14 protein-coding genes are annotated in these 17,918 nt (G+C 71.7%); 8 read left to right on the top strand and 6 right to left on the bottom strand.

The genetic code is table 11. The features are described from left to right. Positions 1 to 52 precede the first annotated feature (52 nt). From yjfF to D458_RS0127230, 4 genes are read right to left on the bottom strand one after another with little or no spacing between them, the layout of a single operon-like run. Positions 53 to 1,045 carry a galactofuranose ABC transporter, permease protein YjfF gene (gene yjfF / locus D458_RS0127245; protein WP_017589885.1) on the bottom strand — a complete coding sequence of 331 codons (993 nt, stop codon included), beginning with the start codon at positions 1,043 to 1,045 and terminating at the stop codon, positions 53 to 55. Further along, positions 1,042 to 2,049, bottom strand: a complete 1,008-nt coding sequence (locus D458_RS0127240; RefSeq protein ID WP_017589884.1) for an ABC transporter permease — start codon at positions 2,047 to 2,049, stop codon at positions 1,042 to 1,044. The genes yjfF and D458_RS0127240 overlap by 4 nt, the downstream gene beginning before the upstream one ends. Further along, complete coding sequence (locus D458_RS0127235) at positions 2,046 to 3,587, bottom strand: sugar ABC transporter ATP-binding protein (protein ID WP_017589883.1); 1,542 nt, start codon at positions 3,585 to 3,587, stop codon at positions 2,046 to 2,048. Before D458_RS0127235 ends, D458_RS0127240 begins: the two co-directional genes overlap by 4 nt. Before the next feature lie 22 nt (positions 3,588 to 3,609). Continuing rightward, complete coding sequence (locus D458_RS0127230; RefSeq protein ID WP_026119726.1) at positions 3,610 to 4,566, bottom strand: ABC transporter substrate-binding protein; 957 nt, start codon at positions 4,564 to 4,566, stop codon at positions 3,610 to 3,612. A 323-nt stretch (positions 4,567 to 4,889) separates the two neighbouring features. Between D458_RS0127230 and D458_RS0127225 the strand changes: the two genes are divergently transcribed. The 7 genes from D458_RS0127225 (at position 4,890) to D458_RS0127195 (ending at position 13,771) form a co-directional block, all read left to right on the top strand. After that, a complete protein-coding gene (locus D458_RS0127225) occupies positions 4,890 to 5,930 on the top strand; it encodes a LacI family DNA-binding transcriptional regulator (protein WP_017589881.1) in 1,041 nt (346 codons plus the stop codon). A 160-nt stretch (positions 5,931 to 6,090) separates the two neighbouring features. Continuing rightward, positions 6,091 to 7,134: a LacI family DNA-binding transcriptional regulator gene (locus tag D458_RS0127220; RefSeq protein WP_017589880.1), complete on the top strand. Its 1,044-nt coding sequence runs from the start codon at positions 6,091 to 6,093 to the stop codon at positions 7,132 to 7,134. Positions 7,135 to 7,371: 237 nt separating this feature from the next. After that, entirely contained in the window at positions 7,372 to 8,292 is a 921-nt protein-coding gene (locus D458_RS0127215) for a carbohydrate ABC transporter permease (protein WP_026119723.1), read from the top strand. A gap of 3 nt (positions 8,293 to 8,295) precedes the next feature. After that, complete coding sequence (locus D458_RS0127210; RefSeq protein WP_017589878.1) at positions 8,296 to 9,249, top strand: carbohydrate ABC transporter permease; 954 nt, start codon at positions 8,296 to 8,298, stop codon at positions 9,247 to 9,249. Positions 9,250 to 9,311: 62 nt separating this feature from the next. Further along, a complete protein-coding gene (locus D458_RS0127205; protein ID WP_017589877.1) occupies positions 9,312 to 10,673 on the top strand; it encodes an ABC transporter substrate-binding protein in 1,362 nt (453 codons plus the stop codon). A 127-nt stretch (positions 10,674 to 10,800) separates the two neighbouring features. Continuing rightward, positions 10,801 to 12,870 (top strand): beta-galactosidase, encoded by a 2,070-nt coding sequence (locus D458_RS0127200; protein ID WP_017589876.1) that lies wholly within the window; start codon positions 10,801 to 10,803, stop codon positions 12,868 to 12,870. A gap of 46 nt (positions 12,871 to 12,916) precedes the next feature. Next, positions 12,917 to 13,771, top strand: a complete 855-nt coding sequence (locus tag D458_RS0127195; RefSeq protein ID WP_017589875.1) for a sugar phosphate isomerase/epimerase family protein — start codon at positions 12,917 to 12,919, stop codon at positions 13,769 to 13,771. Positions 13,772 to 13,970: 199 nt separating this feature from the next. Here D458_RS0127195 and D458_RS0127190 read toward each other — a convergent pair whose 3' ends face one another. After that, a complete protein-coding gene (locus D458_RS0127190) occupies positions 13,971 to 15,452 on the bottom strand; it encodes a ricin-type beta-trefoil lectin domain protein (protein WP_017589874.1) in 1,482 nt (493 codons plus the stop codon). 206 nt (positions 15,453 to 15,658) lie between these two features. Here D458_RS0127190 and D458_RS0127185 point away from each other — a divergent pair, with 206 nt between their 5' ends. Further along, positions 15,659 to 16,768: a substrate-binding domain-containing protein gene (locus D458_RS0127185; RefSeq protein WP_026119722.1), complete on the top strand. Its 1,110-nt coding sequence runs from the start codon at positions 15,659 to 15,661 to the stop codon at positions 16,766 to 16,768. A 199-nt stretch (positions 16,769 to 16,967) separates the two neighbouring features. Here the strand turns inward: D458_RS0127185 and D458_RS0127180 are convergent, their stop codons facing one another. Continuing rightward, positions 16,968 to 17,870 (bottom strand): LysR family transcriptional regulator, encoded by a 903-nt coding sequence (locus tag D458_RS0127180; protein WP_017589872.1) that lies wholly within the window; start codon positions 17,868 to 17,870, stop codon positions 16,968 to 16,970. Positions 17,871 to 17,918 lie beyond the last annotated feature (48 nt).

Raw genomic sequence — 17,918 nt, 5'->3', positions numbered from 1 at the left:
GGTGCGGGCGGGGCCGGAGCTGTGTCGCCGGAGCCGTGTCAGGAAGCCCGGGTCATTCGGTGCGGCGCACGATGAGGCGCTGGAACATGATGAAGGCCAGCAGCAGGACCCCGATGACGATCCGGGTCCACCAGGAGCTGAGGGAGCCCTCGAAGGAGATCAGCGTCTGCACGGTGCCCAGGACCAGGACGCCCAGGACCGAACCGGCCACGTAGCCGACCCCGCCGGTCAGCAGGGTCCCGCCGATCACCACCGCGGCGATCACGTCCAGTTCCATGCCGACGCCGTGCAGGCCGTAGCCGGAGAGCATGTACAGGCTGAACAGCAACCCGCCCAGGGCCGAGCAGAAGCCGCTCACCGCGTAGACGCCCACCCGGACCCGGCCGGTGGGCAGGCCCATCAGCCGGGCCGAGGTGGCGCTGCCGCCCACCGCGTACACGGTGCGGCCGAACCGGGTCAGGTGCAGCACGTACACGGCGGCCAGGACCACGGCCAGGGCGATCAGGACGCTGTAGGTCAGCGTCACCCCCTCCGCGAGGGTGATCGTTCCGGTGGCCACCGTGCGGAACGCCGGGTCGGTGATGGAGATCGACTCCACGCTGATGAGCAGGCACAGGCCCCGGGCCAGGAACATCCCGGCCAGGGTGACGATGAAGGGCTGCACGTCGAAGAAGTGGATCACCAGCCCCATGAGCAGCCCCAGGGCGGTGCCGGCGACCAGGACGGCCAGTACCGACAGCAGCGGCGGCCAGCCCGCCTGCAGGGTGGCGGCCGCGATCATGGTGGACAGCGCCGCCACCGCGCCCACCGACAGGTCGATGCCGCCGGTCAGGATCACGAAGGTCATGCCTACCGCGAGCACGATGAGGAACGCGTTGTCCACGAACAGGTTGGTGAGGATCTGCGGCGAGGCGAACCCGTCGTAGAGCACCGACCCGGTGCCGAAGGTCAGCACGAACACCACGAACGTGGCGATGACCGGCAGGAACCGCTGGGGCAGGCGTTCGATGCGCTCCCGCGCGCGGGTGACGTCCAGGACGTTCATGCCGCGGTCACCTCCTCGGAGCGGTGGGGTGCGGACGCGGCACGGCGCCGGGGGCCGAACAGCCGCGCGGAGTGGGGGGACTGCAGCAGGCACACGGCGATCACCACGAGCGCCTTGAACACCAGGATCGCGTTGGGCGCGACCCCGACGTTGTACACGGTGGTGGTCAGGGTCTGGATGACCAGGGCGCCCACCATGGTGCCGGTGAGCGAGTAGCGTCCCCCGGCCAGCGACGTGCCGCCGATGACCACGGCCAGGATCGCGTCCATCTCGATCCACAGGCCCGCGTTGTTGGCGTCGGCGGCGCTGACGTTGGAGCTGATCATCAGCCCGGCCACCCCGGCGCACAGCCCGGCGAACACGTACACGGTCCACACGATGGTGCGCGAGCGCACCCCGGCCAGCCGGCTGGCCCGCGGGTTGGTTCCCACGGCCTCGACGAGCATGCCCAGGGCGGTGCCGCGGGTCAGGGCTCCCACCAGCAGCAGTACGCCCAGGCTGATCAGGATCGCGATCGGCAGGACCAGGAAGCCCGCGCCGATCTGTCGGTAGAGCGGGTCGTTGATCGTGATGATCTGGCCCTCGGTGATGAGCATGGCGCCGCCGCGGCCGGCGGTCATCAGCACCAGGGTCGCGATGATCGGCTGGATGCCCAGGACCGAGACGAGGAAGCCGTTCCACAGGCCGAGCAGGACGCACAGGCCCAGGGCCAGGGTCATGGCGGTGAACGCGTGCCCGCCCGCCGCGATCCAGGTGCAGGCGAAGGCTCCGGAGATCGCGGCCACCGCGCCCACCGACAGGTCGATGCCGCGGGTGGCGATCACCAGGGTCATGCCCACGGCGATGAGCAGGGTGGGCGCTCCGTTGCGCAGGATGTCGACGACCCCGCCGTACAGGCGGCCGTCCTGCATGCGCAGTTCCAGGAACGCGGGGTTGACCACGGCGTTGAGCACGATCAGCAGCGCCAGGGCGGCGACCGGCCAGAAGAGGTGGTGCCGGATCACGGGGCCACCGCCTCGGGCTCGTGTTCGGCGATGGCCGCCATCACCTCGTCGACGGTGACCGTGTCACCGTCGAGTTCGGTCACCTTGCGGCGGTCCCGCAGCACCACCACACGGTCGCAGACCCGGACCACCTCCTCCAGTTCGGCAGAGATGAACAGCACCGCCATGCCGTCGGCGGCCAGTTCGGTCACGACCTTCTGGATCTGGGCCTTGGCACCGACGTCGATACCGCGTGTGGGTTCGTCGAGGATGAGCAGGCGGGGGCGGGTGATCAGCCACCGTGCGAGCAGGACCTTCTGCTGGTTGCCGCCGGACAGGTGGCCCATGATCGCGCCGGGGTCGGCGGGGCGGATGTCGAGCCTTTCGATGTACTCCTCCACCAGCGCGTCGGCCGTGCGCCGGGGGACCGGACGCATCCACCCCCGGGCGGCCTGGAGGGCCAGGACCAGGTTGTCGCGCACGCTCAGGTCGGCGACGACCCCCTCGGCCTTGCGGTCCTCCGAGCACAGGGCGACCCCGTGGGCGATCATCGAACGCGGGCCGCGGGGCCGGACCTGTCGGCCGTCGACGCTGATCGTCCCGCTGTCCGCGCGGTCGGCGCCGAAGAGCAGCCGCGCCGTCTCGGTGCGTCCAGAGCCGAGCAGTCCGGCCAGGCCCACCACCTCGCTGGCGCGGATCTCCAGGTCGAAGGGGGCGATGGCGCCGGTGCGGCCCAGTCCCTCGGCGGTCAGCAGCGGGGCGGTGCCGGGGGTGCGCTCCTCCGCGCGGCGCTCGACCTCCTCCAGTGTCCCCAGTTCACGGCCGAGCATCGCCGAGACCAGTTCGAGGCGCTCGGTCTCCTGCGGCAGGTACTCGCCGACCAGGGCGCCGTTGCGCAGGACGGTCATCCGGTCGGCGATCTCGTACACCTGGTCCAGGAAGTGGGAGACGAACAGGATCGCCACCCCCTCGTCGCGCAGTACGCGCACGATGCGGAAGAGTTCGCCGACCTCGTCCGTGTCCAGGCTGGAGGTCGGTTCGTCCAGGACCAGCACGCGGGCGTCCACGGCCAGTGCCCGGGCGATGGCCACCAGCTGCTGGACGGCGATGGGGTGGGAGCCCAGCACGGAGCCGGGGTCCACGGACAGTCCGATGCGCTCCAGCAGCTGGGCGGACCGGACCCTCATGGCCCGCGGGTCGATGGCTCCCAGCCGGCGCGGTTCGCGCCCCAGCAGGATGTTCTCGGCGACCGAGAGGTTGGGGCAGAGGTTGACCTCCTGGTAGACGGTGCTGATCCCGGCCGCCTGGGCCTGCGCGGGCGCGGTGAACTCCACCGGCCCGCCGTTCAGGTGGATGCTGCCGGAGGTGGGCGGGTGCACCCCGGTGAGGGCCTTGATGAGGGTGGACTTCCCGGCTCCGTTCTCGCCCATCAGGGCGTGCACCTGGCCGGGGTACAGCCGGAGGTCGACCCCGGCCAGGGCCAGGACCCCCGGGAACTCGACGGTGATGCCACGCATGTCGACCACCGGGTCGGCCGAACGCGTCGGTGTTTCGGTCATGACCAGCGCCTTAGGGAGAGTCCTAGTACTTGCGGTCGGGGAGGGCGGCCTGGGCCTCTTCTTGGGTGAAGGTGGTCTCCTCCACCTCGATCCGCTTGGGGACCTCCTCGTCGGCCACGACCTGCTCCACGAGCTCCATCAGCTGGTCGCCCAGCAGCGGGTTGCACTCGACGATGAAGTTGATGTCGCCCTCGGCCAGGGCCTCCATCCCGGCCTGGACGGCGTCCACCGTGATGATCTGGATGTCTTCACCGGGCTCCATCCCCGCGGCGCGGATCGCCTCGATGGCGCCCAGACCCATGTCGTCGTTGTGCGCGTAGACGACGTCGATGTCGTCGTGGGAGCGCAGGAAGGCCTCCATGACCTCCTTGCCGCCCGAGCGGGTGAAGTCGCCGGTCTGGGTGGCGATGACCTCGATGTCGGGGTGGTCGGCGATGACCTCCTCGAACCCCTCCTTGCGGTCGATGGCGGGCGCCGCGCCGGTGGTGCCCTGGAGCTCCACCACGTTGGTCTCGCCCTCGGCGTTGTCGACCAGCCACTCGCCCGCCTTGCGGCCCTCCTCCACGAAGTCGGAGCCGAGGAAGGTCTCGTAGAGGGTGTCGTCCTCGGAGTCGATGGCCCGGTCGGTGAGGATGACCGGGATGTCGGCGCGCTGGGCCTCCAGCAGGACCGCGTCCCAGCCGGTCTCCACGACCGGGCTGAACGCGATGACGTCGACGTTCTGCTGGACGAAGGAGCGGATGGCCCGGATCTGGTTCTCCTGCTTCTGCTGGGCGTCGGAGAACTGGAGGTCGATCCCGGCGTCCTCGGCGGCCTGTTGGACCGACTCGGTGTTGGCGGTGCGCCATCCGCTCTCGGCTCCGACCTGCGAGAAGCCGAGGGTGATGGTGTCGTCCTCGGCCGAGGGCGAGTCGCCCGAGCCGCAGGCGGTGGCGGCCAGCAGGGTGAGCGCCGCGGCGGCAGTCATGCACTTCTTCATCGGGGGGTCCTCCACGTCGGTGTGACCCGGGGAATGGGGGCGGGTGATCCGGATCACTTTTGGAATATCGTGAGCGCTAACATTCTTGAAGTCAACCCTGGTACGCCCAGAATTTCGGACCATTGCCGACCAGCGGAGGGTGGGATATGTTAACGCCAACTAAGCCTCTGCACCGGGTCGCCCATCAGCGGGACACGGGTCACCGCCGGTGACCGGGCGCGCCGCGGGAGGGCTCGTGTCCCGATGTCCGACGAACCGATCACATAGCCTGGTGCCGCTCGCCAGGCGGTGAGCGGCAGGCCCCAGCAGTCAAGGAGTCATGGGTGGACCACACTTCCCCCTCCGTCCGGGTGAACCGCGATCCCGCGATGACGGACGTCGCGCGACTCGCGGGCGTGTCCCACCAGACGGTGTCCCGTGTACTCAACGGGCACCCCAACGTCCGTGAGCAGACCCGGCTGCGGGTGCGCGCCGCCATCGAACAGCTGGGCTACCGGCCCAACCGGGCCGCCCGTACGCTGGCGACCGGCAAGTCCCAGCTCATCGGAGTGGTGGCGCAGAACTCCACCCTGTTCGGCCCCTCCTCGCTGCTGGCTGCCTTCGAGCTGGCCGCCGCAGCCCAGGGCTTCGTGGTCAGTGTGCGCCGGGTCCGGGTCCTGGACCGGAGCTCCATCGCCGCCGCCGTGGAGCACCACCGCGAACAGCGGGCCGCCGGGATCGTGGTGATAGCGCCGACCGCGGCCGCCGACGCGGCCCTGACCGAAGTGCCGACCGACGTGCCGCTGGTGGCGGTGGACGGCGACCCCGAACGCGCCGGGGCCGCCCTGGTCACCGTCGACCAGGAGGCCGGCGCCCGCCTGGCCACCCGGCACCTGCTGGACGCCGGGCACGAGACGGTCTGGCACGTGGCCGGGCCCGCGGACTGGTTCGACGCCGCCGGCCGCATGCGGGGTTGGCAGCAGACCCTGGAGGCGGCGGGAGCGGAGGTGCCGCCGGTCAGCCCCGCGGACTGGAGCGCCGCCTCGGGGTACCGGGCCGGCCTGATGCTCGCCCGGATGCCGGAGGTGACGGCGGTCTTCGCCGCCAACGACCACCTGGCCCTGGGGATCCTGCGGGCGATGTCCGAACGCGGCCGCTCCGTTCCCGGCGACGTGAGCGTGGTCGGGTTCGACGACGTCCCCGAGGCGGGCTACTTCATCCCGCCCCTGACCACCGTGCGGCCCGACTTCGACACCGTGGCCGCCCAGGCGCTCAGCCTGCTGCTCGCCGGGATCAAGGGCCGGGGACAGGGAGGCGCCGACCGCCGGGTGGTCACCCCCACGCTCGTCGAACGCGGCAGCGTGGGCCCCCCGAAGTCCCCCTAGACATCCTCGGCGCGAGCGCCCCGGACCACTCCCGAACGCCCCCGGACATCCCACCAGCACACGCCTGGGGGCGGGCGCGCCACCCCACGGGTGGTTACACTGAGCGCCGTCGGACACAGGCGGCGGCCGACGACTCCGCCACGGACACGGGGGCGTGAGGATGGCCGAGGGCGCAGGGGCCGCGACGGATTCGCGGCGGCGCGGCGGCCGGATCTCCATGGCCGACGTCGCCCGCAGGGCCGGGGTCTCCTCTCAGACGGTCTCGCGGGTCTCCAACGGAAGCCCCAACGTGGTGCCCGAGACCCGCAAACGGGTCCTGGCGGCCATGCGCGAACTCGGTTACCGGCCCAACAGCGCCGCGCGTGCGCTGAAGCGGGGAGAGTTCCGCACGCTCGGGGTCATCGTGTTCACCCTGTCCACCACCGGCAACGTGCGCACCCTGGAGGCGATCGCCACCTCGGCCGCTGACGAGGGGTACGCGATCACGCTCATCCCGGTGGCCGCGCCGACCCAGGACGAGGTGATGGGAGCCTTCACCCGGCTGGGCGAGCTGGCCGTGGACGCGGTCGTGGTCATCATGGAGGTCCACCTGTTGGACGCCGCGGACCTGCGGCTGCCCCCCGGGCTGCAGGTGGTCGTCGCCGACTCCGAGGTCGACGACCGGTACGGCGTGGTCGACACCGACCAGATCGGCGGGGCCCGGGACGCCACCGAGCACCTGCTCGGCCTCGGCCACCGCACGGTCCACCACCTGGCCGGTCCGGTGGAGTCCTTCTTCGCCGAACGGCGGGCCCGCGCCTGGCGCGAGACCCTCCGGGAACGGGGGTGCCCGGTTCCCGAGCCGGTCCACGGCGACTGGTCGGCCGAGAGCGGCTACCGGGCGGGCCGGGAGCTGGCCGCCGACCCCGACTGCACGGCGGTCTTCGCGGCCAACGACCAGATGGCGCTGGGGCTGCTGCGGGCGCTGCACGAGCGCGGCCGAGCGGTCCCCGGGGACGTGAGCGTGGTGGGGTTCGACGACATCGCGGAGGCGGGTTCGTTCCTGCCGCCGCTGACCACCATCCGCCAGGACTTCGCCGAGGTCGGCCGCCAACTCGTGGCCAAGGCGCTGAGCCGGCTGCGCGGCGAGGACGAGGACCCCGCGGCCACCCTCGTCCCCACGGAACTGGTGGTGCGCGCCAGTACGGCGCCGCCCGGGGGGTGAACCCGCGGGCCTGCCGGGGCCGCTCCCCGGGCCCCGGGCCCGTCTTCGGAGCCCGGCTCCCCGGCTCCGGTCCCCGAACCCCAAGTGTGATCCCCCGACCCCTTGACCGCCCGGCAACACGGGTGCAACACTCCCGGCACCGCAATGTTTGCGTAAACATCACTCGGTGTCCGCCCCCTCGCCCCTGGTCCCAGGGGCGTCCCCACGGTCGACACGGACTGCTCGACGAGGGATCCGATGACGTCAACGACCACCGCCGCACGCACCCCCCACCGGCCGCCGAAACGCGCCCGCCCCCGAGGGCGCTGGACCGGATGGGGCTTCCTCGCCCCGTTCATGGCCGTCTTCGCGCTGGTCTTCGTGGCACCGATCCTCTACTCGCTCCACCTGAGCGTGTACCGCGACCAGCTGGTCGGCGGCACCTCGTTCGTGGGCCTGGACAACTACCGGAGCGCCTTCACCGATCCCGTGTTCTGGGAGTCGGTGTCCAGGGTCTCGCTCTTCCTCGCCGTCCAGGTGCCCATCATGCTGTTCCTGGCCCTGCTCCTGGCCCTGGCCCTGGACAGCGGCCGCCTCTACGGGCGCGACTTCTTCCGCATCTCGATCTTCATGCCCTACGCGGTGCCCGCGGTCGTGGCCGCCCTGATGTGGGGCTTCATGTACGGCAGCCGGTTCGGGCTCGTCGGCAACGCCAACGACCTGCTGGGCGTCACCCTGCCCGACCCGCTCTCGCCGGGGCTGATCCTGGCCTCCATCGGCAACATCGTCACCTGGCAGTTCGTCGGCTACAACATGCTCATCCTCTTCTCGGCGCTGCGCACGGTGCCGCACAACCTGTACGAGGCGGCCGAGGTCGACGGCGCGGGCCAGCTGCGCGTGATCACCGCGATCAAGCTCCCCGCCCTGCGCGGGGCCCTGGTGATCGCCGCGATCTTCTCGGTCATCGGCAGCTTCCAGCTGTTCAACGAACCCAGCATCCTGCGGAGCCTGGCCCCGAACGCCATCTCCACCGGGTACACGCCCAACCTCTACACCTACTCACTGGCCTTCTCCGGCCAACAACAGAACTACGCCGCGGCCGTGGCGATCATCATGGGGCTGCTGACCATGGTCATCGCCTACGCGGTGCAGCTGTTCGGCATGCGAAAGGCGGCTTGAGCCATGGGCACCCCCACCCCGACCCGCACCCCCCGGCCCCGCCGCCGCACCGCGCCCAGCCCGCTGCGCCCACCGCGCCCGCGGCTCCGGTCGCGCCGCGGCGCCGGGCCGGCCCACCCGCGCCGCAGCCTCGCCCTGACCCTGGTCACCGGGCTGGCCCTGCTGTACTCCCTGGTGCCCCTGGTGTGGCTGGTCGTCAACGCCACCAAGAGCCAGGCGTCGCTGCTCGACAGCTTCGGGCTGTGGTTCGGCTCCGACTTCGCGCTCTTCGACAACATCGCCGCGACCCTCGCCTACGACGACGGGGTGTTCGTCCGCTGGCTGCTCAACACGGTGCTCTACGTGGTGGCGGGTGCGGGCGGAGCCACCTTCCTGGCCGTGCTCGGCGGCTACGCCCTGGCCAAGTTCGAGTTCCCCGGCCGCCGCGCCGTCTTCGCCGTGGTCCTGGGCGCGGCCGCCGTACCCGGTACCGCCCTGGCCGTGCCCACCTTCCTGATGTTCAGCCAGCTGGGCCTGACCAACACCCCGTGGGCGGTGATCGTCCCCTCGCTGATCTCCCCCTTCGGCCTGTACCTGATGTGGATCTTCGCCGCCCAGGCCGTTCCCAAGGAACTGATGGAGGCGGCGCGCATCGACGGCTCCGGGGAGATCCGCACCTTCTTCACCGTGGCCCTGCCGCTGCTGGCCCCCGGCACCGCCACGGTCCTGCTCTTCACCATGGTGGCGACCTGGAACAACTACTTCCTGCCGCTGATCATGATCCGCGACCCCGACTGGTTCCCGCTCACCCTCGGCCTCAACGCCTGGAACGCCCAGGCCGCCACCATCGGCGGAGAACCCGTCTTCCACCTGGTCATCACCGGGTCCCTGCTCACCGTCATCCCGCTGATCGCCGCCTTCCTGCTGCTCCAGCGCTACTGGAGGTCGGGCCTGACCGCCGGAAGCCTCAAGGGCTGAACCGTTCCCGGGCGACGGAACCGTTCGGGCCCGGACCACCACCACGACCGAGGAGACCCCCCATGAGAAGCCAACCGGACACCCGCCGAACCCCCACGGCCCGGCTCCCCAGAGCCGCCGCCGCGGTCGGCGCCCTGTGCCTCGCGCTGAGCGCCTGCGGCTCGGGTGACGACACCGCTCCCGACATCGGCGCCGAGGACGTCGCCGCGGCCCTGGAGGAAGGCGGGGAGATCACCGTCTGGGCCTGGGAGCCCACCCTGGACCGGGTCGCCGAGGAGTTCGAGGCGGAGCACCCCGGCGTCACCGTGAACGTGGAGAACGTCGGTACCGGCGACGAGCAGTACACCGCCCTGCAGAACGCCCTGTCCGCCGGCTCGGGCCTGCCGGACGTCGCCCACATCGAGTACTTCGCGCTGGGCCAGTTCACCATCGCCGGGAACCTGGTCGACCTGGCCCCGCTGGGCGCGTCGGAACTGGAGGGCGACTACACCCCCGGCCCGTGGGGCGCGGTCCAGGGCGAGGAGGGCGCGATCCACGGTCTGCCCATGGACTCCGGCCCGATCGCCCTGTTCTACAACCAGGACGTGTTCGACGAACTGGGGGTCGGGGTCCCCACCACCTGGGAAGAGTACGTCGACGCCGCCCGGGAGCTGCAGGAGGCCGACCCCGACGTCTACATCGCCGCCGACAACGGCGAGGCGGGCAATGCCACCACCGGTATCTGGCAGGCCGGCGGACAGCCCTTCCAGGTGGAGGGCGAGGAGGTGACCATCGACTTCTCCGACGAGGGCACCGCCCGCTACACCGACACCTGGCAGCAGCTCATCGACGAGGAGCTGCTCCTGCCGGTCACCGCCTGGAGCGACGAGTGGTACCAGGGGCTGGCCGACGGCAGCATCGCCGCCCTGGTCACCGGCGCCTGGATGGGCCTCAACCTGGAGTCCGGGGTCCCCGAGGGCGCCGGTTCCTGGCGGGTCGCCCCGCCGCCCGCCTGGGACGAGGGCGACGCCGCCAGCGCCGAGAGCGGCGGCAGCGCGCTCGCCGTCCCCGTGGGCGCCGAGAACCAGGCGCTCGCCTACGCGTTCATCGAGTACGCCAACTCCGGTGACGGCGTCCAGGCCCGGATCGACCAGGGCGCCTTCCCCGCCACCGTCGCCGACCTCGAGTCGCCGGAGTTCCTGTCGGCCGAGTCCGAGTACTTCGGAGGCCAGACCGTCAACGAGGTCTACGCCGAGTCCGCCGCCAACGTGCGCGAGGGCTGGAACTACCTGCCGTACCAGGCTCACGCCAACTCGCTGTTCAACGACACCGCGGGTCAGGCCTACGTCTCCGACACCACCCTCGCCGAAGGGCTGGCGGACTGGCAGGACGCCTCCGTCCGCTACGGCGAGGACCAGGGCTTCACCGTCACCACCGGCGACTGACGCCGACCGGCCCTCTCCCGGCACCGGGTCCGCCCCGGTGCCGGGTCCCACCACGACGCCCGAACCGAACGGGGGGCGGCCCCGCGCCGCCCTCGCCCGCACCCGTGTCCTTTCGAAGGGATCCACCATGACCGACGCCGCCTCCCGCGACTGGCTGCGCTGGCCGCACGACCCCGACCGCCCCCGCTTCGCCTACGGTGCCGACTACAACCCCGAACAGTGGCCGCGCGAGGTGTGGGAGGAGGACCTGCGCCTGATGCGCCGCGCCGGGGTCAACATCGTCACCCTCGGCGTGTTCTCCTGGTCGCGGCTGCAGCCGGGCCCGGACACCTGGGACTTCGGCTGGCTGGACGACATCATGGACCGGTTGCACGAGAACGGCATCGCCGTCGACCTGGCCACCGCCACCGCGTCCCCGCCCGCCTGGCTCACCACCGCCCACCCCGAGGTCCTGCCGGTCACCCGCACCGGGGAGACGGTCGGCCCCGGGGCCCGCCAGCACTGGCGCCCCACCTCGCCCGTGTTCCGCCGGTACGCCCTCGAACTCACCACCGCCCTGGCCGAGCACTACGGCGGCCACCCCGCCCTGGCCGCCTGGCACGTCAACAACGAACTGGGCTGCCACAACGTCCACGACTACTCCGACGACGCCGCGGCCGCCTTCCGTTCCTGGCTGCGCGACCGCTACACCACCATCGACGGGCTCAACCACGCCTGGGCCACCGACTTCTGGTCCCAGCGCTACACCGACTGGGACCAGGTCCTGCCGCCCCGGCTGGCCGCCTCCCACGCCAACCCCACCCAGCAGCTCGACTTCACGCGCTTCTCCTCCGACGTCCTGCGCGACCACCTGCGCGCCGAACGCGAGATCCTGCACCGCCTCACCCCCGGCATCCCGGTCACCACCAATTTCATGGTCATGGGCCACACCGCGGACATGAACTACGCCGACTGGGCCCACGAGGTCGACTTCGTCTCCAACGACCACTACGTACGCCCCGAACCCGGCGGCGCCGACGAGCTCTCCTTCTGCGCCAACCTCACCGGCGGCCTGGCCCGCGGCCGCCCCTGGTACCTGATGGAGCACTCGACCAGCGCCGTCAACTGGCGCAGCGTCAACCCGGCCAAGGCCCCCGGCGAGATGGCCCGCGACTCCCTGCTGCACGTGGCGCACGGCGCCGACGCCGTCTGCTACTTCCAGTGGCGCCAGTCGGCGGGAGGAGCGGAGAAGTACCACTCGGCGATGGTGCCGCACGCCGGAGCCGACAGCGCCGTGTTCCGCGACGTCACCGAACTCGGCCGGGTTCTGAAGGAGGACCTCGCCGAGGTCGCCGGAAGCGGACGGCTGCCCGCCCGCGCCGCCCTGCTCTTCGACTGGGAGTCCCGCTGGGCGGTGCGCCGCGACTCCCTGCCCAGCTCGCTGCTGGACGTGCACGACGAGGCCATGAGCTGGTACACCGCCTTCCTCGACGCGGGGGTGCGCGTGGACGTGCTGCCCACCGACGCCGACTGGGAGGGCTACGACCTGGTCGTCGCGCCCCTGCTGCACGTCCTGCCCGAGGCGACCGCGCGCCGCCTGACCGGCTACGCCGAGGGCGGCGGCCACCTGGTCACCACCTACTTCTCCGGGATCGTCGACGAGAACGACCACGTCCACCTGGGCGGCTACCCCGGTCCGCTGCGCGATCTGCTGGGCCTGCGCATCGAGGAGTTCGCGCCCCTGCCCGAAGGCGCCGCCGTCACCCTGGACGACGGCTCCACCGGGACCCTGTGGTCGGACCGGCTCACCGTCACCGACGCCGGGACCGAGGTCTGGGCCCGCTACGCCGACGGCCCCCTGGCCGGGGGAGCGGCACTGACCCGCAGGGCCCTGCCCGGCGGCGGCAGCGCGGCCTACGTCTCCACCCGCCTGGACGACGCGCACCGCACCGCCCTGCTGAACCGGCTGCTGGACGGGGCGGGGATCGGCAGCGAGCTCCCCGAGGACCTGCGCGGCCGGGTCGAACTGACCGTGCGCGCCGGTGAGGGCGTCGAGTACCGCTTCCTGACCAACCGCACCGACGAGCCCGTCAAACTGCACGGCCTCCCGGGCACCCCGTTGACCGGGGCCGCCGCGACCGGAGAGGAGGAGCGCGTCCTCGCCCCGCACGGCACCACCGCCTGGCGCGTCCCGGTATCCGGCCCGGCGACCGTCTGATCCCACCGGGTACGGTGCCTCCACCGGCCCCTGAGAGAGGAACCCCTTGGCACAAGGCACCTTCGACCGACCCGCCCTGCCCCGGTTCGCGGTGTCCACCCTCGGAGCGCCGGGGCGGTCACTGGAAGAGGTCGTCCCTCTGGCCCACACCGCCGGAGCCCGAGCCCTGGAACTGCGCGCCGGCGCGGGGGAGGCCGCCGACCCCGCGCTCGGCCCCGCCGAACTCGGCCGCCGCCGCGCCCTGGTCGAGGCGCACGGGATGAGCGTGCTCGCCGTCGCCTCCTACGTCCGGGTGGCAGCCGAGGGCGACGATGCCGGGGTGGTGGCCGACCTCGCTGACCACCTCCGTCTGGCCGAACTGCTGGGCGCACCGTACCTGCGGGTCTTCCCCGGAGGCCCCGGTGCCCTGTCGGAACGGACCCGTGCCCCGGAGCCGGACCCGGAGGCGGACGAGCGGGCCGCCCGGAGGCTGGCCGCCGCGGCGCCTCTGGCTGGCGACCTCGGGGTTCGTCTGGCATTGGAGACCCACGACTCCCACCCGCGGGGCGAGGACGTGGCCCGGGTGCTCGGCCTGCTCGACGACGGCGCCCGTCAGAACACCGCCGTGGTCTGGGACCTGCTGCACCCCTGGCGGGTGGGCGAGCCGCTCGAACGCACCTGGGAGCACCTGCGTCCCTGGCTGACCGGGGGCCGGGGGTGGGTCCAGTTCAAGGACGTGGCCGCCCCCGAGGACCCGTTCCCGGTCCCGCCGGGGCAGGGCGCCCTGCCCCTGGACGGGGCGTTCCGCCTGCTGGAAGGCGCCGGCTACACCGGACCGCTCAGCCTGGAGTGGGAGAAGGCCTGGCATCCCGGCGCAGCCGACCTGGAGGTGGCCCTGGAGCACTCCCGCCGGCTGCTGTGAGGCCGGGGCCGCCGGGCCGGGCGTGCCGAAGCGGTGGGCTTCCGACCGGGCGAGCGGGCGCCCTCCCTGCCCGGCGGGCAGGGAGGGCGGAGCCGCACACGGACCGCGTCCTGTTGGGGGCGCTGCCGCGCCGGACCGGCTTGTGACTCCTGTTGTCGGCCGCTCGCACGGCGGCGCCCGCCCGCCACGCGTCGGCGGACTAGTTCGGGACGACCCGCCACTGCTGGTTGTCGCCGCCCCAGCAGGACCACAGCTGGGCCCTGGAGGTCTCCCGGCTCACGTCCAGGCACAGGCCGGAGGAGACACTGCGCAGCGTGTTGTCGGAGTGGAAGGCCCACTTCTGGTTGTCCTGGCCGTTGCAGTCGAAGATGCCGACCCTCGTGCCGTCGGCCGCGCTCCCTCCCAGGGCGTCCAGGCACTTCTCGCCGCCGTAGACAGTGATCTCCCCGGTGGCCGTCCTGGTCCACTGCTGGTTCGATCCGCCGTTGCAGTCCCAGATCTGGACCTGGGTGCGGTTCTCCCGGCTGGCCCCGGGGACGTCGAGGCAGCCCGGGACACCGACGTTCTCCAGCCCCGTGTCGGGTGTGTCGTCGCCGAGGCCGAAGGCGTACTCGAGCCGGTCGATCCCGGTCTGGTTGCGCACGCTCAGCGACAGGTCGGTACCGCTGCCGTGGAGGGCGTAGAGGGAGTACCAGTCGTGGTCGGGCCTGACGGTGTGCTTGCCGCCGAGGGCCGGCCAGTACACCGCCCCCATGCCGAGGTCGTGGACGGTGTCGGTGGCGGCGCGCATGTAGCGGACGAAGTTGTCCGAGCTGTCCGGGTCGTTGTAGTCGAGCCCGTCGTCCATCGGGGCGCCGAACTCGTCCAGGACGGTGCGGGTGCCGCAGTCACCGATCCGTTCCTGGAACAGGTCGATCCACTCGTCGTAGCTCATGGAGTCGAACTGGAAGGCGTACAGGTGGAGCGCCACGTAGGTCCCGTCCAGGCGGCTGTCGCCGCACACCGAGACGACCTCGCCGTTGTAGCCGCTGCCGCTCACGATGATCCGGTCCCGGGGAACGGACGGGTAGCGCTCGACCCAGTCGACGGCGAAGTCGGCCCACTCCGAGGCGCTGTAGCCGTGGGGCTCGTTCATCGACTCGAAGTGGACCAGGTCGTCGGACCCGTACTCGTCGACGACGGCGTCCCACATCGAGTAGAAGGCGGCCTCGTCGACGACCCTGCCTCCGGAGGAGGCGCCGTCCTCCCAGTAGGAGAGGATCACCTGCATGCCCCGGTCCGTCGCGGCGTCGACGGCCCCGAAGTAGGCGTCACCCCACGCCGTGCCGGGGACGGAGTAGGTGTTGACCGGAAGCCGGACGGTGTCGGCTCCTACGGTGCTCTCGAACCCGCTGTAGACGGCGTCCGCCTTGGCCCTGACGGTCGCGTAGCTGTCGGACTCCTCCAACCCCTCGGGGACCACGGGGCCGTCGACGAAGTTGTCACCGGGAGCCGCCCAGTTCACGCCCCCGAACCGGGTGGCGTCCAGCTCGTCGGCCGCCGCCGGCGGGGCCGCGGACAGTGCGCCGACCGGAACGGCGACCAGCGTGGTCAGCGCGGCCGCCAGCATCGCGCCGAGCAGACGTCTGCGTACGGGGGGTTCGGGGGAGCGGTCGCCTCGGGGGGTGCGGGGGTGGAGCATGGCTCTCCTTTCGGGGGACAACGCCGGGGCCGGTGGTCCGCGTCGGAGGTGCCTCTCCATGAGCGGTCCGTGCCGAACCAGCGGCCCGTTTCACCACAGGTGTGGAACCAGGAATAGTCGGAGCCGGCACGGAGCCGCTACCGCTCGAACACGAACGAACACAAACGATCATGGACGAACAGACCAGCCCCGTGAGAAAGTGCCGGATGACCGAAGACCGCCCCTTCGCCCACCAACGCCGGGAACGGATCGTGGGCGAGTTGCGCCGGCACGGCAACGTACGGGTCCGCGACCTCGCGAGGCTGCTGGAGGTCAGTGAGCCGACCGTCCGGCGCGACATCGCCGCCCTGGACGCGCGCGGCCTGCTCACCAAGGTGCACGGGGGCGCCACCCTGCCGACCGCGCTCCACCCGGGCCGGACCCCGGTGCGCCGGAACCGCCCCGGGACGGCGCCCCTGACGATCGGCATGGTCGTGCCCTCCCTGGACTACTACTGGCCGCGGGTCGTCAGCGGCGCACGCGCGGCCGCCATGGCGCTCGGCGTCCAGCTCCAGCTGCGCGGCTCCAGCTACGACCCGGCCGAGGACCGCCGCCAGATCGGCCGACTGATCGAGGCCGGGCAGGTGCAGGGACTGCTGCTGGCCCCCACCCTCGACGGTGAGGGCGTCGGCGAGATGGTCGACTGGATCAGCGACCTGCCGGTGCCGACGATCATGGTGGAGCGGCAGACCCCCCACTGGACGCCGACCGCCAGCCAGCTGGAGTGGGTGCGCAGCGACCACACGCTGGGCCTGGAGATGGCGGTGCGCCACCTCCACGAGCACGGTCACCGCCGCGTCGGCCTGGTGCTGTCCGAGAGCAGCCCGACCTCGGCCCACCTCGCCCGGGGCTGGTTCAGGGCCTGCGAGGAACTCGACCTGCCCAGCGACTTCGTGGTCCGGCGGGCGGTGTCCCTCCACGTGCCGGGCCACCGCCGGATCATCGAGGGCATCCTGGACCGGTGCCGCAGGTCCGGGGTCACGGCGCTGATCGTGCACAGTGATCCCGACGCCCTGTCCGTGGCCCAGTACCTCACCGAGCAGGGGGTCGCGATCCCCGACGACATCGCGCTGGTCGGCTACGACGACGAGGTCGCCCACCTCGCCCAGCCGGCGATCACGGCCGTCCGCCCGGCCAAGGCCCGCGTCGGCCGGGTCGCGGTGGAGATGATGGTCTCCAGGCTCGTGGAGGGCAGACACCGCCCCGGACAGCGCGTGCTCGTCCTGCCGGAGCTGAACCTGCGCGACTCCTCGGTCAAGAGGCCGGAGTCTCTGTGACCCCGCCACGCAGCACCCCGGCACAGCCTCGGGAGGGCACACGGGGAGGAGCCCGCCGCCCCGATGCTGCCGGGGCGGACAGACCTCCTCCGTCGGCCGGGCAGAGGAAGCGCCCCAGGAGTGACGGGGAGCCTTCGGACGATCGCCCTCACGCTCCTGCCGTGCGTGAACGGTCGGCCCAACGGTTCAGTGGCCCCTCTCAGAGCGGGTGCGACATCTCCTGAACGGTGGTGACGGCCGCCGCGATACGGGGGTTGTCCCGTGAGCCCCGGCGCAGGGCGAGCATGATCCTGCGCCGGGGCACCTGGCTTCCGGTCAGGGGAATCTGGATCACCTTCGGGTGGGGGACCGTCATGGCGATCCTGGGGACCGCGGCGATGCCCAGGCCGGCGGCCACCAGAGCGGTGGTGGCGGTGAGCTCCTGCGCGTAGTGGGCCACGCGAGGGGCGTACCCGATCGCGCGAGTCGCGGCCAGCAGCTCGATGTAGGCGTCCTGGTGCGGACGGCCGGAGATCCACTCCTCCTGTGCCGCGTCCTCCAAGGGGATCTCGTCTCTTGCGGCGAAGCGGTGTGTTTCGGGGACGAGAAGATCGATGGGGTCGTCGAGAAGGCTGATCACCTCGACATAGCTGTCGGTGATGTGGCTGGTGGTCTCGTTGGCGACGAAGAGCCCCAGGTCGATGGAGCCCGATTCCAGGGCGGTGAGGAGCTCGCTGGAGTAGACCTCCTGGATCACCGGCTCCAGCAGGCGGTGCCGCTCCCTCAGCCGGAGCGCGGCCGGGGTCAGGATCGAGGAGATCGCCGTGGGGAAACCTCCGATGGTGATCGGCCCGCAGAGCTCCCTCGCCGCGGCGGTGGTGTCGCTCAGGGCTGTCTCCCACTGGGCGTTGAGCCGGCGGGCGTGCCTGACCAGGCGCTGTCCCGCGGGGGTGAGCCTGACCCGGCGGCCGTGGCGTTCGAGCAGGTCCACGTCCAGCTCGGCGGCCAGGTCCTTGAGCTGTTTGGAGACTCCGGACGGACTGCGGTAGAGCGCTTCCGCCGCAGCGGTGACGGTGCCGTACTCGCACACGGCGATCAACAGGCGCAGGCGGGAATCGATCATGCACTCATCGTGCACGTTTTCAGTGAAAAGTTGAACCTGGACGCCAGT

The sequence above is a fragment of the Nocardiopsis ganjiahuensis DSM 45031 genome (assembly GCF_000341085.1).
GTDB classification, from domain to species: Bacteria; Actinomycetota; Actinomycetes; order Streptosporangiales; family Streptosporangiaceae; genus Nocardiopsis; species Nocardiopsis ganjiahuensis.
Note: the sequence above shows the minus strand (reverse complement) of the source record. Positions and strands in the feature narration are given on the sequence as shown.

Bases quoted from the DNA above. Each gene is read 5' to 3' on its own strand.
- yjfF (WP_017589885.1), bottom strand. From the start codon at position 1,045: ATGAACGTCCTGGACGTCACCCGCGCGCGGGAGCGCATCGAACGCCTG.
- D458_RS0127235 (WP_017589883.1), bottom strand. From the start codon at position 3,587: ATGACCGAAACACCGACGCGTTCGGCCGACCCGGTGGTCGACATGCGT.
- D458_RS0127230 (WP_026119726.1), bottom strand. From the start codon at position 4,566: ATGAAGAAGTGCATGACTGCCGCCGCGGCGCTCACCCTGCTGGCCGCC.
- D458_RS0127220 (WP_017589880.1), top strand. From the start codon at position 6,091: ATGGCCGAGGGCGCAGGGGCCGCGACGGATTCGCGGCGGCGCGGCGGC.
- D458_RS0127215 (WP_026119723.1), top strand. From the start codon at position 7,372: ATGACGTCAACGACCACCGCCGCACGCACCCCCCACCGGCCGCCGAAA.
- D458_RS0127210 (WP_017589878.1), top strand. From the start codon at position 8,296: ATGGGCACCCCCACCCCGACCCGCACCCCCCGGCCCCGCCGCCGCACC.
- D458_RS0127205 (WP_017589877.1), top strand. From the start codon at position 9,312: ATGAGAAGCCAACCGGACACCCGCCGAACCCCCACGGCCCGGCTCCCC.
- D458_RS0127200 (WP_017589876.1), top strand. From the start codon at position 10,801: ATGACCGACGCCGCCTCCCGCGACTGGCTGCGCTGGCCGCACGACCCC.
- D458_RS0127190 (WP_017589874.1), bottom strand. From the start codon at position 15,452: ATGCTCCACCCCCGCACCCCCCGAGGCGACCGCTCCCCCGAACCCCCC.
- D458_RS0127185 (WP_026119722.1), top strand. From the start codon at position 15,659: ATGACCGAAGACCGCCCCTTCGCCCACCAACGCCGGGAACGGATCGTG.
- D458_RS0127180 (WP_017589872.1), bottom strand. From the start codon at position 17,870: ATGATCGATTCCCGCCTGCGCCTGTTGATCGCCGTGTGCGAGTACGGC.